16 protein-coding genes are annotated in these 16,264 nt (G+C 58.5%); 7 read left to right on the forward strand and 9 right to left on the reverse strand.

What is annotated here, in order from left to right; translation table 11 throughout:
* Window positions 1-292 precede the first annotated feature (292 nt).
* Window positions 293-2,185 (forward strand): penicillin-binding protein 2, encoded by a 1,893-nt coding sequence (gene mrdA, locus WA225_RS23380; RefSeq protein WP_422609824.1) that lies wholly within the window; start codon window positions 293-295, stop codon window positions 2,183-2,185.
* A gap of 58 nt (window positions 2,186-2,243) precedes the next feature.
* On the opposite strand, the gene WA225_RS23385 is transcribed toward mrdA, so the two are convergent.
* The 4 genes from WA225_RS23385 to WA225_RS23400 all read right to left on the reverse strand — a co-directional run bounded on the left by WA225_RS23385 (window position 2,244) and on the right by WA225_RS23400 (window position 4,766).
* Window positions 2,244-2,915, reverse strand: coding sequence for a hypothetical protein (locus WA225_RS23385; RefSeq protein WP_422609825.1), 672 nt, complete (start codon window positions 2,913-2,915; stop codon window positions 2,244-2,246).
* Between the two features lie 84 nt (window positions 2,916-2,999).
* Window positions 3,000-3,206, reverse strand: a complete 207-nt coding sequence (locus tag WA225_RS23390; RefSeq protein WP_003226632.1) for a helix-turn-helix domain-containing protein — start codon at window positions 3,204-3,206, stop codon at window positions 3,000-3,002.
* 9 nt (window positions 3,207-3,215) lie between these two features.
* Window positions 3,216-3,821, reverse strand: a complete 606-nt coding sequence (locus WA225_RS23395; RefSeq protein ID WP_422609826.1) for a hypothetical protein — start codon at window positions 3,819-3,821, stop codon at window positions 3,216-3,218.
* Window positions 3,822-4,127: 306 nt separating this feature from the next.
* Window positions 4,128-4,766, reverse strand: a complete 639-nt coding sequence (locus WA225_RS23400; protein ID WP_422609827.1) for an NAD(P)H-dependent oxidoreductase — start codon at window positions 4,764-4,766, stop codon at window positions 4,128-4,130.
* Window positions 4,767-4,879: 113 nt separating this feature from the next.
* Here WA225_RS23400 and WA225_RS23405 point away from each other — a divergent pair, with 113 nt between their 5' ends.
* A complete protein-coding gene (locus WA225_RS23405; RefSeq protein WP_150776640.1) occupies window positions 4,880-5,320 on the forward strand; it encodes a MerR family transcriptional regulator in 441 nt (146 codons plus the stop codon).
* Window positions 5,321-5,393: 73 nt separating this feature from the next.
* On the opposite strand, the gene WA225_RS23410 is transcribed toward WA225_RS23405, so the two are convergent.
* Both WA225_RS23410 and WA225_RS23415 read right to left on the reverse strand, forming a co-directional pair.
* The gene (locus WA225_RS23410) at window positions 5,394-5,798 is read right to left on the reverse strand and encodes a lysozyme inhibitor LprI family protein (RefSeq protein WP_016983718.1); all 405 of its coding nucleotides are present in this window, start codon (window positions 5,796-5,798) and stop codon (window positions 5,394-5,396) included.
* Between the two features lie 56 nt (window positions 5,799-5,854).
* Window positions 5,855-6,775 (reverse strand): ADP-ribosylglycohydrolase family protein, encoded by a 921-nt coding sequence (locus WA225_RS23415; RefSeq protein WP_422609828.1) that lies wholly within the window; start codon window positions 6,773-6,775, stop codon window positions 5,855-5,857.
* Between the two features lie 196 nt (window positions 6,776-6,971).
* Between WA225_RS23415 and WA225_RS23420 the strand changes: the two genes are divergently transcribed.
* Both WA225_RS23420 and WA225_RS23425 read left to right on the forward strand, forming a co-directional pair.
* Complete coding sequence (locus tag WA225_RS23420) at window positions 6,972-7,460, forward strand: SRPBCC family protein (protein ID WP_422609829.1); 489 nt, start codon at window positions 6,972-6,974, stop codon at window positions 7,458-7,460.
* 1 nt (window position 7,461) lies between these two features.
* On the forward strand, window positions 7,462-8,262 hold the full coding sequence (locus tag WA225_RS23425) for an aminoglycoside phosphotransferase family protein (RefSeq protein ID WP_422609915.1): 801 nt from the start codon (window positions 7,462-7,464) through the stop codon (window positions 8,260-8,262).
* A gap of 289 nt (window positions 8,263-8,551) precedes the next feature.
* On the opposite strand, the gene acnA is transcribed toward WA225_RS23425, so the two are convergent.
* A complete protein-coding gene (gene acnA, locus WA225_RS23430; protein ID WP_422609830.1) occupies window positions 8,552-11,293 on the reverse strand; it encodes an aconitate hydratase AcnA in 2,742 nt (913 codons plus the stop codon).
* Between the two features lie 222 nt (window positions 11,294-11,515).
* Between acnA and rlmM the strand changes: the two genes are divergently transcribed.
* Both rlmM and tusA read left to right on the forward strand, forming a co-directional pair.
* Window positions 11,516-12,589 (forward strand): 23S rRNA (cytidine(2498)-2'-O)-methyltransferase RlmM, encoded by a 1,074-nt coding sequence (rlmM, locus tag WA225_RS23435; protein ID WP_422609831.1) that lies wholly within the window; start codon window positions 11,516-11,518, stop codon window positions 12,587-12,589.
* Between the two features lie 164 nt (window positions 12,590-12,753).
* Entirely contained in the window at window positions 12,754-13,002 is a 249-nt protein-coding gene (gene tusA, locus WA225_RS23440; protein WP_422609832.1) for a sulfurtransferase TusA, read from the forward strand.
* A gap of 48 nt (window positions 13,003-13,050) precedes the next feature.
* On the opposite strand, the gene WA225_RS23445 is transcribed toward tusA, so the two are convergent.
* Window positions 13,051-14,460 (reverse strand): MATE family efflux transporter, encoded by a 1,410-nt coding sequence (locus tag WA225_RS23445; RefSeq protein ID WP_422609833.1) that lies wholly within the window; start codon window positions 14,458-14,460, stop codon window positions 13,051-13,053.
* A gap of 159 nt (window positions 14,461-14,619) precedes the next feature.
* Between WA225_RS23445 and pdxB the strand changes: the two genes are divergently transcribed.
* Window positions 14,620-15,762, forward strand: coding sequence for a 4-phosphoerythronate dehydrogenase PdxB (pdxB, locus tag WA225_RS23450; RefSeq protein ID WP_422609834.1), 1,143 nt, complete (start codon window positions 14,620-14,622; stop codon window positions 15,760-15,762).
* 168 nt (window positions 15,763-15,930) lie between these two features.
* Here the strand turns inward: pdxB and WA225_RS23455 are convergent, their stop codons facing one another.
* The gene (locus WA225_RS23455; RefSeq protein ID WP_422609835.1) at window positions 15,931-16,110 is read right to left on the reverse strand and encodes a PA1571 family protein; all 180 of its coding nucleotides are present in this window, start codon (window positions 16,108-16,110) and stop codon (window positions 15,931-15,933) included.
* Between the last annotated feature and the right edge of the window lie 154 nt (window positions 16,111-16,264).

The following is a 16,264-nucleotide window of genomic DNA, read 5'->3' on the forward strand; positions in this document are numbered from 1 at the left end:
AGCAGTGAAACGATGCATCGCCGATGGTAGTGTGGGGTTTCCCCATGTGAGAGTAGGTCATCGTCAAGATTAAATTCCGAAACCCCAATTGCGAAAGCAGTTGGGGTTTTGTTTTGTCCGCAGGAAAGTTTTTCAACGCTTTCGGGCCACCCCAACCGTCGCTCAAGCTGCCATTGGGGAAAAACCTTATGAAGTCGCCGGGCAGTTTTTGGTATGGTGCAGCTCGTTTTTTAACGGACTGATGTCATGCCCACGGATCGGCACTCATTTATGTCAAAGAGTTGCTGTAGAAATGCCTGAACCAATCCCGATCAAGGATCACGAAAAAGAGACGCGCCTGGTCAACAAACGGTTGATCGCCTGCGCCTTGTTCGTCTTCGCTGTGAGCTGCGCTCTGGTCGTGCGCCTGTACATCCTGCAAGTGGTCGAGTTCGACTACCACTCGACCATTTCCGAAAACAACCGCGTCCACGTTTTGCCGATTCCGCCGACGCGCGGCCTGATCTATGACCGCAACGGCGTGTTATTGGCCGACAACCGCCCCAGTTTCAACCTGACCATCACTCGTGAGCGCGCTACTGACGTTAATCAGGAGCTGGACGAGGTCATCAATCTTCTGCACCTGCCAGTAGAAGACCGTACAGTCTTCGACAAGGCGATGAAGCAGTCCCGTCATCCGTTCACCCCGGTTACGCTGTTCTACGAGCTGACGGAAGAGCAGATCGCGGTATTGGCAGTGAATGAGTTCCGCTTGCCGGGACTCGATGTCGAGCCACAGTTCGTCCGTCATTACCCGCTCGGCGCACATTTCGCCCATTCAATCGGTTATGTCGGCCGCATCAACGAAAAAGAATCCAAGTCCCTCGACTCGGTCGAGTACCGTGGCACCCAATCCATCGGCAAGACCGGCATCGAACGCTTCTATGAAGAGCAGTTGCACGGTCACGTTGGCTACGAGGAAGTCGAGACCAACGCGCAAGGCCGCGTGCTGCGGGTGCTGAAACACACGGATCCGGTGCCAGGCAAAAACATCGTCCTGAGCCTCGACGTTAAACTGCAGGAGGCCGCCGAGGCTGCACTGGGGGATCGTCGTGGTTCCGTCGTCGCGCTGGATCCGTCCACTGGCGAAGTGCTCGCCATGGTCAGCAACCCGAGTTTCGATCCCAACCTGTTCGTCACCGGCATCAGCTCCAAGGAGTATTCGGCGCTGCGTGATTCCATCGACCGGCCGCTGTTCAACCGCGTTCTGCGCGGCTTGTACGCACCGGGTTCGACGATCAAGCCAGAAGTGGCGATTGCCGGCCTCGATGCCGGTGTGGTGACGCCGCAGACGCGCGTGTTCGATCCGGGCTATTACCAACTGCCGGACTTCGATCACAAATACCGTAACTGGAACCACAGTGGTGACGGCTGGGTGGACATGGACGCAGCGATCATGCGTTCCAACGACACCTACTTCTACGACCTGGCACACAAGCTCGGCATCGATCGCCTGCATGACTACATGGCGATGTTCGGCCTTGGCGAGAAAGTCTCGCTGGACATGTTCGAAGAGTCTCCCGGCCTGATGCCATCGCAAGCCTGGAAGCGCGCCACGCGCCGTCAGGCCTGGTTCCCCGGCGAAACCGTAATCCTCGGCATCGGTCAAGGCTACATGCAGGTCACGCCGCTGCAACTGGCCCAGGCCACCGCGCTGATCGCCAACAAAGGCGTGTGGAATCGTCCGCACCTGGCCAAGACCGTCGATGGCGTAGCGCCTGTCGACGAGCATCCAATGCCGAACATTCTGCTGAAGAATCCGCGCGATTGGGATCAGGTCAACCATGGCATGCAGATGGTGATGCACGATGCCCGGGGTATCGCCCGTGCCGCAGCGGCGGGTGCGCAATACCGTATCGCCGGCAAGAGTGGTACGGCGCAGGTGGTGGCGATCAAGCAGGGCGAACGCTATAACCGCGAGAAGACGCTCGAGCGCCACCGTGATAACGCCTTGTTCGTTGGCTTCGCGCCGGCAGAGCATCCGAAGATTGCGATTTCGGTGATGATCGAAAACGGTGAGGCGGGTGGTCGTGTCGCCGGTCCCGTGGTGCGGCAGATCATGGACGCCTGGCTACTCGATCAGGATGGCCATCTCAAACCGCAATATGCGGCGCCGACCAAGGCGCCGGGTGACCCGCACGTTTAACGGTTCACAGCCTCGGCTCATGCTGCTTGAGCCGAGGCTGTGAGTTGTCCTGCAAAGCCTATTTGCAGCTGTAACCCTCGGGCATCGTGACGCTGTAGTTACGCTGTACGCGCTCCTCAAAGCTCAGGTTCTGCAAACCTTGCTCCACCAGAAACGTTTCGACCTTGGCGGACTGGCAGTCATCGTTATAGGACGAGGCCCGAAGCAGGTAGACCGTGCGTTTGCTGGCTTCATCCCGGGCCGTGGCATTGAATGTACTGAGCGTGGTGTAACCGGTTCGCTCCGAGGTACCTATCGGGCCGTAGGTCGTGTTGGGTGTACTGGTGCAGGTCAGTCGGTCGTCCTTTTTCTTGCTGTTCTTGCACACGGTAGAGGTGCTGGTCGGCACGTGCCCGTAGTCGGTGGCGGTATAACGATAAGTCACCTGTCGACTGCCAATATCGAGGCTGACCGTCATGTTTATCGGCGCATGGTTCTTTGGCAGGCTGGCGTCGGTGTAGACCTCCCGGTAGCCCCGGTCTTTCAGCGCGTTAACCATGTCGCGAAGATAGTAGCGGGCATTCAGAGAGTTTTCATCGCTACCGCCTGCTGATGTCACAAGCACAGTTGCCTTTCGATCAAATTGATAGTCCGGATCAGGTGTCGCATTTAACGCTACGTCCAGTTGTGTCGCGCAGCCGCTGATCAACGCTGTCAGCAACAACAGCGCGCAAAGTAAAAACCGGGTCATGACAAAGTCGCCTTACAACCAAGGATTGAATAAAAGGTAAACGGTGGGGACGGGCGGTAATTAACTCGCGTTCATGCGCAAGGCTCAGTCTTTCTGGTATTCCAGCAGATCGCCAGGCTGGCAATCGAGTGCGGCGCAGAGTTTGTCCAGGGTGGCCATCTTCACGCCCTTGACCTTGCCATTTTTCAGTAACGACAGGTTGGCCTCGGTAATGCCCAGCAGCGCAGCTAACTCTTTCGAGCGAATTTTTTGCGTGGCCATGACAACGTCAAGGCGGACGATAATGGTCATTGTCTTGTTCTATATGTATTGACTTTGCTCATCGCTGAGTACTTTTGCGTCACGCATGATAATTGAAAACAAACAGAGCAAAACCCCTTTGATGATCTCGTAGGCCGACGAGGAAGACAGGCCAATCGAGAACTGAAAAATGCGCTCCCCAGCGGGCAGATCGATAGACAGCGCCAAACCTTGCAAGGTTTCTACCAGCGGGTAGGTTGCAGGAGAAATGATGCACAGAATCCCCACTCGCCAAAGAACCCTGATATTGCGCTCGGTCCAGGTTTCACCGCGGGACAAGCGCAGGAAAAACAGGCCTGTCAGCCAGAGCACGTAGGTCGAGAGCAGAACGGGCAGGAAATCCAAAGCGATGAGCAGCGCGGTGACCAGTGGTGAGAGCCATGTGTCGGGCGAAAGTAGTGCGCCTTCGACAAACGGGTCAAGCAATTGCGGTGAGTTTTCAGCAAAGGCGTAAAGCAGAGCCGCGAGCATTTCATCCGTTTTGAAGAACCAGATCGAAGCGTTGCCACCGACCTCGGTCACCCCTAAAACCCAGACAAGAATCGCTGCCAGCAATCCGACCCAATGCATGCGCTGCAGTGCCAATCCGTTGTTACGAGTACTCATGAAAAATCCTTGCGGTGCCATTGGGAATGACTAATTCTCGATGTTAAATTATTGAATGGCAATAATAAATTGTTCTTTTTTTGTTAAGATCACCAACGGCATCGAATGCGGGGGCCACAGAGTGAACCTCTGTTCCATCGATCTAGGGGGATTTCAATGTCGATTTGCTCTCGAATTCAAACAAGTCGAGCGCAGAGGAGGGAAGCGTTCCACTCGGTGGCCGCTGGTATCGATGACGGGTTCAGGAATTGATTAGAGCGGGGACACACACTAGAGGCATGCTTCAGTCGCCCGCTCTTACCGGGATTACTTGATCTCGGTAACGAAATTTTCCCGCGAGCGGCGCACCTTTTTCAGGTTGACCAACCAGTCTCCCTCAGTGGCTCTATGCCCCAGTGGCAGAATCACCACGCTGCGCAGGTTGCGGGCCGCGAGTCCGAGGATCTCATCGATGGCTGCCGGGTCGAAACCTTCCATCGGTGTGGCATCGACTTCTTCAAACGCTGCGGCGATCAAAGCCGAGCCCAAACCGATATAAGCCTGTCGCGCAGCCGCCTGATAATTGGCTTCCTTGCCACGTCCCGCGACAATACCCAAGAGCATCTGACGGTAATTTTCCCATCCTTCGTTAACCGTCCCGCGTACTTCATTGGTCAGGTCAAACATCATGTTGACGCGCTCCGCAGTGATGTCGTCCCACGCGGCGAACACCAGCAAATGAGAGCAGTCGGTAACCTGCTGCTGATTCCAGCTGACGGCTTTGATCTTTTCGCGAATCTCTGCGTTAGTCACTACGAGCAATTCAAAAGGCTGCAGTCCACTTGATGTCGGCGTTAACCGCACCGCTTCCAGAATGCGCTCGATTTTTTCATCGGACACCGTCTGGGAAGGGTCGTACTTTTTCGTTGCGTAGCGCCATTTCAGCAGGTCTGTCAGTGTGCTCATCATCAAATTCCGTAAAGGTGAAAGATGTTCAGGTGGGTCAATAACGACTGGCTGTCGTGCTGAGCCTGGGCTTATGCTAACGATTAAAGCCAACTTGAAGGTCAAGCAGTTTTATGAAGATTGGAGAAGTTTCCAAGCGTACCGGTGTTGCCGCTTCGGCCATTCGCTATTACGAGGAACAAGGGTTACTGGAGCCTTCTACCCGTGACGCCAATGGATATCGCCACTACGCCGAGGCAGCTGTTGCACGATTGATACTGGTGCGCGACGCGCAACGGCTTGGTTTTTCTCTCGAGACCATTCGCGGTCTGTTCTTGCAGGATGGCAGTTGTTCGAAATCGCTGACCATCGAGCAAATCGATATCCGTATGGATGAGATACGCCAGATCGAGGCCAACCTGGCGATGCAACGTGAGGGATTGTTGCGGCTACGGCATGTGCTTGAGGAAAGTTTGCGCAGTGGTGCTCCTGTCGTGTGCGCGAGTGTGCACAGGGCCGAGTCGTATCGGCCTGAGCAGAACATGATCACGCGCAACGCATTGCACGGGCGTTGACCCACATTTGAAATGCGTTCCAATGTGGGAGCGAGCCTGCTCGCGAAAGATCCCTCAAAACCGCGGCAAGAAATCAGGCCCCGGGCACCGGGCAGCTCATGTCACCTTCTTCACACTTCAAATACTGTTTCAGCGCCTCAACCCGGACCTTGGTCACGCCGGTCAGGCAACTGCTGTAAACCCACGGATAAACGCTCCCGCCCGTTACCCCGGACGATGAAAACTTGCACTCGGCATCCCGAAACCCCAGCCACGCCCGCTGCGCACTGACCAACAGCTTCTTGCCATCCGGGTTGTCCTTCAAACGCCCGGTGATCTGCTGATAAACCGCGTTCAATTCCTTGTCCGCCGCTTTGAAGTCCTGCCCGGCACACTGATTCATTGTCGCCTGGTCGCTGGCATTGGCGCAGTCGACGGCAGCGTGGGCGAGGGGAGTGAACAGGAAGGGTGTCAGGGCCAGAAGCAGGCGTGGGGACATAGTCAAATCTCGCTGTATCATAGTAAGTGCCGAGCAGTGTAGCGGCTGCGTCGCGCTTATTCAGGCGCGCGCATTCGGGAAGCCGCGAGCAAACGGTCGGCGGTCGCCGCAATCTCTTCAACGTCGTGCAGCTTTTCCAGCCAGTGTTCAGGAATCCCCCGCACGCCGTAATAGGCGCCGGCCAATTGGCCGGTGATCGCGGCGGTGGTATCGGCGTCATCGCCCAGGTTGGCCGCCCGCAAAATGGCCGCTTCGAAGCTGTCCGTGTGATGAAAGCACCACAACGCCGCTTCCAGTGACTGCACGCTGTAGCCATTGCCTTTGATGTCCGTCTCGGACAGAACGATGTAATCGCCACACGCAATCGCGGCGACCTTGGGTTGCGAGAAGCTGGCGGAAGGCAGCTGACGCAGTTCTGCTTTGCTTGCGCCTTCAAGCGCTCTGGCGATCAGCCCGGCCAACAATTGGCAGCATTCGATGGCTTCTGGTGCTGCGTGGGTGGTTCGCGAACTGTCGGCGGCGAAGCTCTGGATTTTCCGGGCGTCGGGAAAGTAGAACAGCACCACCGGCACCAGACGCATCAGCGAACCGTTGCCGGCGCTGTTCGGGTCGGTCGAGCCGGCGAAGGGATCAGCGGTTTGTTGATATTGCGCCAGCGCCTGGCTGACGGTCATGCCGACATCGAAACATTCACCGGTCGAACTGAGGTAACCCCATTGCCACCAGTTGAGGTAGCGGCCCATCTGATCGGCAGCATTGAATCCATTCTTGTTCAGCAGGCTTTCTGCCAGACACAGAGCCATGGAGGTGTCATCGGTCCACTGCCCTGGCTTGAGGTGGAACGGGCCAGCGCCGACCATATCGGTCAACGGTTGGAATGATCCTCGTGGTTTGAACTCAACCGTAGTACCGACAGCGTCGCCGCATGCAAGACCGAGCAGGGCACCGCGGTAACGTTCAGCGAGGGATGGCGGCATGATTCGTCCTTGTAGATTCAAATTCGCGGGAAAAGGTAACAGTTTCGTTGGGCGGAGGGCGCCTGGATCCATCACGGCACCGGTCAAAAAGTGCAGCTTGATGTGTCCTTGCTGATGAATGACTGCACTGCCCTGATACAACTTCACATTGGACATGTGGTCATACAGGCCTAGTGTTCAAAACAGGAGGTGACGTATGAAACCAGTACCCAATAGTTTCGAACGCAAAATCACGCTCAAGGCGCCGCGTTCCCATGTCTGGCGTGCATTGGTCGATGCCGAGGCGTTTGGCCAGTGGTTTGGGGTGGCGCTGGAGGGCAGACGGTTTATTGCCGGTGAATGGACGCAAGGGCAGGTCACGTATCCGGGTTATGAACATGTGTTGTGGAATGTGCTGATCGAGCGGGTCGAGCCGCAGCAACTGTTTTCGTTTCGCTGGCATCCGTATGCGGTCAATCCGCAGATCGACTACTCCCAGGAGCCGACCACGCTGGTCAAGTTCGAGTTGGAGGATTACCAGGAGGGCACGTTGCTCAAGGTGTCTGAATCAGGCTTCGCGCATATTCCCGACATCCGCCAGAAAGAAGCGTATTACATGGACAGCCGTGGCTGGGAGGAGCAATTAAGCCGTCTCGAACAGTTTCTTGCCGAGAGCGCCAAGGCCCGCGAGCGTGACGGTGGCTGACATTTTTCAAGCCTGGCTGAAGCGCTGGTCACTGGTCCCCGATGGTGCGCCGATCATTACGCCCGGCAGCCGGTTGTTGCCGGTACGCCTGAACGACTCGCCGGCCATGCTCAAAGTGGCGCTGGATGTCGACGAAAAGTACGGCAATCGGCTGATGACCTGGTGGGACGGTGACGGTGCGGCGCAAGTGTTGGCGCATCACGAAGATGGCCTGCTGATGGAGCGCGCCATGGGCCGACGCTCGCTGATGCACATGGCAATGAATGGCGAAGACGATGAAGCGAGCCGGATTCTGTGTTCGGCGCTGGCACGTTTACATGCACCGCGTATAAAGCCTCCACCGCCGCTGGTTGAACTGGGGCCATGGTTTGCTTCGTTGCGCATCGCCGCTGCGCAACATGGCGGCCTGTATGACTTGAGTCTGCAAACCGCCGAAGCCTTGCTCACCGACCCACAGGATGTGGTGGTGTTGCACGGCGACATGCATCACGACAATGTTCTGGATTTCGAATCACGCGGCTGGCTGTCAATCGATCCGAAGCGGGTCAGGGGTGAGCGCGGTTTTGACTACGCCAACCTGATTTGCAACCCGGACCTGCCGACGGCCGGCGATCCGCTGCGCTTTCGCCGCCAACTTGCGGTGATTGTCGAGGCGGCCGGGCTCGATCGCCGCCGGTTGCTGCACTGGGTGCTGGCGTTTGCCGGGTTGTCGGCGGCGTGGTTTTTGGAGGATGACGCACTGGAACAGGCCTCAGGGCAGCTGAAAGTCGCGCAGATCGCGGCGTCCATGCTCGATGCCTGACACGTCTAGGGGTTTTCGGAAGGGCTGCTATGGCGAATGTCTTACACGCGCTGGTAGCTTTTACGACTATTGCTGATTGGATCCACTGCGTAATCTACACACATCAACTGAGACACAGGGAGTGTTTCAGGATCACGGATGATCGACCATTTGCAAGGATCGCTGCCGACAGGGAGTCGATAATGGTCTTGGGAAAAACCCGCTTCGGCGGGTTTTTTTTCGCCCATGGAAAAGTGCATTGCTCAAACAGAAACACCGCCGAATGGCGGTGTTTCTGCATCCGTAAATCTTACGAAGCGATCAGTTGACGCAGGACATAATGCAAAATCCCGCCCGACTTGAAGTACTCCACCTCATTCAATGTATCGATCCGGCACAGCACCTCGATTTTCTCCTGGCGCCCGTCCTCGCGAGTGATGACCAGCGGCAGGTTCATCCGCGGTGTCAGCTCGACGCCGGTCAGACCCAGGATTTGGAAGGTTTCCTTGCCCGTGAGGTTGAGGCTCTTGCGGTTCTGATCGAGCTTGAACTGCAGCGGCAATACGCCCATCCCCACCAGGTTGGAACGGTGAATCCGCTCGAAGCTTTCCGCGATCACCGCTTTCACCCCCAGCAGGTTGGTGCCTTTGGCCGCCCAGTCACGGCTGGAACCGGTGCCGTATTCTTGCCCGGCAATCACCACCAGTGGCGTGCCCGAAGCCTGATACTTCATCGCCGCATCGTAGATCGCCAGTTTCTCGCCGGTGGGAATGTAGAGAGTGTTGCCACCTTCTTCACCGCCGAGCATTTCGTTGCGGATCCGGATGTTGGCGAAGGTGCCGCGCATCATCACTTCATGGTTGCCGCGCCGTGAACCGTAAGAGTTGAAGTCCCGCGGCTCGACGCCTTTTTCGCGCAGATAGCGCCCGGCCGGGCTGTCAGCCTTGATGTTGCCGGCAGGTGAGATGTGGTCGGTGGTCACCGAATCGCCAAGCAGGGCCAGTACCCGGGCACCTTTGACATCCTTGATCTGCGGCAACGGTCCGGAAATATCGTCAAAGAACGGCGGGTGCTGGATGTAGGTGGAATCGTCCTGCCACACGTAAGTCGCCGCTTGCGGCACCTCGATGGCTTGCCATTGTTCATCACCGGCAAACACTTCGGCGTATTCCTTGTGGAACATTGCGGTGTTGACCTGACTCACCGCGTCGGCGATTTCCTTACTGGTCGGCCAGATATCGCGTAGATACACCGGATTGCCTTGCTGATCTTCGCCCAGCGGCTCGCTGCTGATATCGCTGCGCACACTGCCGGCCAAGGCATAGGCGACTACCAGCGGCGGCGAAGCCAGCCAGTTGGTTTTCACCAACGGGTGCACGCGGCCTTCGAAGTTACGATTGCCGGACAGCACCGATGCCACGGTCAGATCAGCTTTCTGGATGGCTTTCTCGATCGGCTCCGGCAACGGCCCGGAGTTGCCGATGCAGGTGGTGCAGCCATAACCGACCAGGGAAAAGCCGAGCTGGTCGAGGTATTGCGTCAGCCCCGCAGCCTTGTAGTAGTCGGTGACCACTTTTGAGCCCGGTGCCAGCGAACTCTTCACCCACGGTTTGCGCGTCAGGCCCTTTTCCACGGCTTTCTTGGCCAGCAACCCGGCGGCCATCATCACGCTCGGGTTGGAGGTGTTGGTGCAAGAGGTGATCGCGGCGATGACCACCGCGCCGTTTTTCAGGCGATAGGTGTGGCCTTCGTATTCGTATTCGGTCTCACCGACCAGATCGGCATTGCCCACCGCGACACCGCCACCGCCCTCACTTTCCAGGCGTCCTTCTTCTTTGCTGGTGGGTTTGAATTGCAGGTCGATGAAGTCGCTGAAAGCTTGCGGCACGTTCGGCAGCGACACGCGGTCCTGCGGGCGTTTCGGCCCGGCGAGGCTGGCTTCGACGCTGCCCATGTCCAGCGCGAGGCTATCGGTGAACGCCGGTTCCTGACCGGGCAGACGCCACAGGCCCTGAGCCTTGGTGTAAGCCTCGACCAGTTTCACCACTTCCGGTGGCCGGCCGGACAGGCGCAAATATTCCAAAGTCACGTCATCAACGGGGAAGAAGCCGCATGTCGCACCGTACTCCGGGGCCATGTTGGCGATGGTTGCACGGTCGGCCAGCGGCAAGTCGGCGAGGCCATCGCCGTAAAATTCGACGAATTTGCCCACCACACCTTTCTTGCGCAGCATTTGTGTGACGGTCAGCACCAGGTCGGTAGCAGTGATGCCTTCCTTGAGTTTGCCGGTAAGTTTGAAACCGATCACTTCCGGAATCAGCATCGACACCGGTTGCCCGAGCATCGCCGCTTCCGCTTCGATCCCGCCGACGCCCCAGCCGAGCACGCCGAGGCCGTTGATCATGGTGGTGTGCGAGTCGGTTCCGACCAAGGTGTCGGGGAACGCATAAGTGCGGCCGTCTTCATCCTTGGTCCAGACGGTGCGGCCAAGGTATTCGAGGTTGACCTGGTGGCAGATCCCGGTGCCCGGTGGCACCACGCTGAAATTGTCGAAAGCGCTCTGGCCCCAACGCAGGAAGGCATAACGTTCGCCGTTGCGCTGCATTTCGATGTCGACGTTCTGCTCGAAAGCGCTGGCGGTGGCGAACTTGTCGACCATCACCGAGTGGTCGATCACCAGATCCACCGGCGATAGCGGATTGATTCGCTGCGGATCGCCGCCGGCCTTGGCCATCGCCGCGCGCATGGCGGCGAGGTCGACCACGGCGGGCACGCCGGTAAAGTCTTGCATCAATACCCGGGCAGGGCGGTACTGGATTTCCCGATCGGAGCGACGCTCCTTGAGCCACGCGGCAATCGCCTTGAGGTCGGCGCCGGTGACAGTTTTTTCATCTTCCCAGCGCAGCAGGTTTTCCAGCAGGACTTTCAGCGACATCGGCAGCTTGTCGAGGTCGCCGAGGCTTTTGGCGGCGTCCGGCAAGCTGAAATAGTGGTAGGTTTTTTGGTCAATCTGCAGTGTTTTGAGGGTCTTCAGACTATCGAGGGACGGCATTACGATCACTCCTTTGAATCCGCACGGCTACGGATTGAGGGGACGGGCAGAGCTATCAACGTAGCCCTGTTTTCATTAGCTGGCTAATAACTGGACTCTATGGGCAAGTCCAAGGTTCCGACATCGGCTATCATGCGCCGGTTTTCGTGACAGGCTTTGCTGCAACGCAAGGCTTGAGCATCGCGCAGGGGCCGAATGATCGCCCGCTGCCCAGGAGTAAGAATGAACACCCTATTCATGCATTGCCGGCCAGGCTTCGAAGGCGAAGTCTGTTCGGAAATTTCCGACCTTGCCGCGCAACTCAACGTGGCCGGCTACGCCAAAGCCAAAGCGGCCAGCGCGTACGCCGAGTTTGTCTGCACCGAAGAAGACGGCGCCGAGCGCCTGATGCGCGGTCAGCGCTTTGCCGAGCTGATCTTCCCGCGCCAATGGGCGCGCGGGGTTTTCATCGATCTGCCGGAAAACGACCGTATCAGCGTGATCCTCGCGCACATGGCCGATTTCCCGGTGTGCGGCAGCCTGTGGCTGGAAGTCGTCGACACCAATGACGGCAAGGAGCTGTCGAACTTCTGCAAGAAATTCGAAGGACCGCTGCGCAAGGCACTGACCGGCGCTGGCAAACTGGTAGAGGACGCCAGCAAGCCGCGTCTGTTGCTGACCTTTAAAAGTGGTCGTGAAGTGTTTCTGGGTATGGCCGATGCCGGTAACTCGGCGATGTGGCCGATGGGCATTCCGCGTTTGAAGTTCCCGCGTGAAGCGCCGAGCCGTTCGACGCTGAAGCTGGAAGAGGCGTGGCATCACTTCATCCCGCGTGATCAGTGGGAAGATCGCCTGCACAGCGACATGACCGGTGTCGATCTGGGCGCTGCGCCGGGTGGCTGGACCTGGCAACTGGTCAACCGCGGCATGCTGGTCACCGCCATCGACAACGGCCCGATGGCTGAAAGCCTGATGGACACTGGTCTGGTCCAGCATTTGATGGCCGACGGTTTCACCTTCAAGCCCAAGCAGCCGGTGGACTGGATGGTCTGCGACATCGTCGAGAAACCGGCGCGTAACGCCGCGATGCTGGAAGAGTGGATCGGTGAGGGGCATTGCCGCGAGGCGGTGGTCAACCTGAAGTTGCCGATGAAGCAGCGTTATGCCGAAGTGAAGCGTTTGCTCGAGCGCATTGCCGATGGTTTCAAGGCGCGCGGGATCAAGGTCGATATTGGCTGCAAACAGCTGTATCACGATCGTGAGGAAGTGACTTGCCACTTGCGCCGGCATGACACCAAGAAAGCCAAATCCCGCTGAAAAAGCACAAAACCCTTGTAGGAGTGAGCCTGCTCGCGATGGCGTCGTGTCAGCCAACATCCATGCTGAATGACATATTGCTTTCGCGAGCAAGCTCGCTCCCACAGGGTTAGACGTTTTACCCGGCAATGCGCGACAATGCCGGCCAGTTTCAGGAGTGAATCATGAGTGAAATGATCGATACCCCGGTCGACGGCACCCTCGACGCCACCGGCCTCAATTGCCCGGAGCCGGTGATGATGCTGCACCAGCACATCCGTGACCTGGTGCCCGGCGGCCTGCTCAAGGTGATCGCGACCGACCCGTCGACCCGTCGTGACATTCCCAAGTTCTGTGTGTTTCTCGACCACGAACTGCTGGGCCAGCACGAAGAGGCCGGGACTTATCTGTACTGGATTCGCAAAAAGTCCTGATCAAAGACAAAAAAAGACCTGCATATGCAGGTCTTTTTTTTGGCGCGATCAACCCGCCGAGCGACTGATCCGAATTCGCTTGCGCGCACTGCGCGTCAGGCGGATCGACAGCATAAACGCCGCACAGCTCAAGCCCACGATCAGACCCTGCCACAAACCGCTCGGGCCACGTGGTTCACCGAGCCAGTCGGTCAGGCCGAGGGCGTAACCCACTGGCAAACCGATCCCCCAATAGGCGAACAGCGTCAGGATCATCGTCACCCGCGTGTCCTGATAACCACGCAGCGCGCCGGCGGCGGTGACCTGGATCGCGTCGGAAAACTGGAACAGCGCCGAATACACAATCAGCATCGCCGCGATGTGAATCACCGTCGGGTCGGCGGTGTAGATCGCCGCAATCGGCTCGCGCAGCAACAGCATCATGCTCGCCGACAGGCAGGCGTAAGCCAGCGCGGTGCCCATGCCGACACCCGCGGCAAAGCGTGCCTCGCGCGGTTCTTCACGGCCCAGTGCCTGACCGACACGCACGGTGACGGCCATGCCCAGCGAGTAGGGAATCATGAACACCAACGAGCTGACGTTCAGCGCAATCTGATGCCCGGCCACTACGGTGGCGCCGAGGCTGCCGATCAGCAGGGCGATCACGGCAAAAATGCTCGACTCGGCAAACACCGCGATACCGATTGGCAGCCCAATCGCCAGCAGACGCTTGATCACCGCCCATTGCGGCCAGTCGAAACGGCTGAAAATTTCGCTCGAACGATAAGCCGGCGCCCAGCGCTCATACCCGGCCAGACCCAGTGCCATCACCCACATCACGATCGCCGTGGCCCAGCCGCAGCCGACGCCGCCCATGGCCGGCACGCCGAAGTGGCCATAGATGAAGATGTAGTTCAGCGGAATGTTCAACGCCAGGCCGCACAGACCGAGCACCATCGCCGGACGGGTACGGCCGATGCCGTCACTGGTGCAGCGCAACACGTGATAGAACGCCACCGCCGGCAGACCGCTGGCGATGCCGTGCAGGTATTGCATGCACGGGCCGATCAGCTCGGGATCGACTTTCATCAGGTGCAGGACCGGCTCGGCGGCCACCAGCATCGCGGTCGCGATCAGCCCAACCACCAGCGCCAGCCACAACGCCTGACGGACGATCGGGCCGATCTCGCTGTGGGTGCCGGCGCCAAAGCGCTGGGCGACTTTCGGCGTGGTTGCCAGCAGGGTGCCGGTCATCAGCAGAAACACCGGCACCCAGATCGAGTTGCCCAGCGCCACGGCCGCCAGATCCTTGGGCCCGACGCGGCCGGCCATCACCGCATCGACGAAGCCCATGGCCGTGGTCGCCAGTTGCGCGATGATGATCGGCAACGCCAGGGCGAGCAGGTTCTTGAATTCCAGGCGAATGCGCGCAGGGCGGGTGAGGGAGACGGCGACAGGTTGATCGGTTACAGAATTCACGGGCAAAGCGTCCACAGGAGTTGATGCGCAGGGCGCCGCATTCTACGCCGCTGACGCCTTGGTCAGGAAAAATCCTCTGTTGCGGATTTGTAAGCGCAAAGCCCGCTGGCCCGGCGACCGATCTACACCTAAACTGCCGATCCGCCAAAGGAGCCCGCCATGCTGATTGTTGCCGACGAAAATATCCCGCTGCTCGATGCCTTTTTTGCCGGTTTCGGCGAGATCCGCCGGGTGCCGGGCCGTTCCATCGACCGTGCGACGGTCGAGCAGGCCGACGTGTTGCTCGTGCGCTCGGTGACCAACGTCAACCGTGCGTTGCTTGAAGGCAGCAAGGTGCGCTTTGTCGGCACCTGCACCATCGGCACTGATCATCTGGATCTCGACTACTTCAATGAGGTCGGTATCACCTGGTCGAGCGCACCCGGCTGCAACGCCCGTGGTGTGGTCGATTATGTGCTGGGCAGTCTGATGACCCTCGCCGAAATCGAAGGCGTCGATCTCACTCGACGGACTTACGGTGTCGTCGGTGCCGGTGAGGTGGGCGGGCGCCTGATCAAGGTTCTGAAAGGCCTGGGCTGGAACGTCAAAGTCTGCGATCCACCGCGTCAGGCCGCCGAGGGTGGCGATTACGTCAGCCTGGAGCAGATCATTGAGCAATGTGACGTGATCAGTCTGCACACACCGCTGACCCGTAGCGGCGACGGCGCGACCTGGCATTTGTTCGATCAGTCGCGTTTGCAGCAACTCAAGCCCGGTGCCTGGTTGATCAATGCGGCGCGTGGCCCGGTGGTGGATAACGCCGCACTGCGCGACGTGCTGCTGGACCGTGAAGACCTGCAAGCCGTTCTCGATGTCTGGGAAGCCGAGCCCGAAGTTGACGTGGCGTTGGCCGAGCTTTGCGTATTGGCCACGCCGCACATTGCCGGTTACAGCCTTGATGGCAAGCAGCGCGGCACGGCGCAGATCTATCAGGCTTTCTGCGAGTTCAGCGGTCAAGCGGCGAGCATCCAGCTCAGTGAGCTGTTGCCGGCTCCGTGGTTGTCGCAAGTCACCCTGCACGCTGACAGCGATCCGGCCTGGGCGCTAGCGATGTTGTGCCGTGGCGTGTACGACCCGCGCCGCGATGATGCGGATTTTCGCCGCAGCCTCGTAGGCAATGTCGGCGAACAGCGCGCGGCGTTCGATGTGTTGCGCAAGCAATATCCGGTGCGGCGTGAGATTGAAGGGTTGAAGGTGCGGATTGAAGGGGAATCGCCAGAGTTGGCGAGGATCGTGGCGGCGCTGGGGGCTGTGGCTGTCTAGAAACCGAGTCGGTTCCTTCGCGAGCAGGCTCGCTCCCACATGGATCTGTGATTCACAAAAGATATTCTGTGGGAGAGAGCCTGCTCGCGAAGGCCGCGCCACAAGTGCCGGATCTGCAGACAGAAAAAACCCGGCCAAAGGGGCCGGGTCAGGAAGACGGTGGCTATATCACTTTTGTTCGGCAGGCTTGACCAATCGCTTCTCCAGTTCGCGGCACGCGTCCTGGATCATGTCTTCAGTGATCGGTACTTCACGCCCGTCCTTATCGATAATCGAGCAACCCAGAGTTTGGCCGGGCTTGGTGCGGATCACTTCAATCTTGTCATCGCTGCTGTGTTGCAAGGACATGGCCTGTCTCCTCATCAGGTTGTATAAGCAGATTAAAGCCGCCACGTGACCAGGCTGTGACAACGCCTTTCGATCCGTCATGAGCGGCCATTCCAGTCCAACAGAAATGACCGTTCGTCTCAACCGCGACGTTAGACCGATAGCAACTATGGCC

The sequence above is a fragment of the Pseudomonas sp. genome, from assembly GCF_049300855.1.
GTDB lineage: Bacteria > Pseudomonadota > Gammaproteobacteria > Pseudomonadales > Pseudomonadaceae > Aquipseudomonas.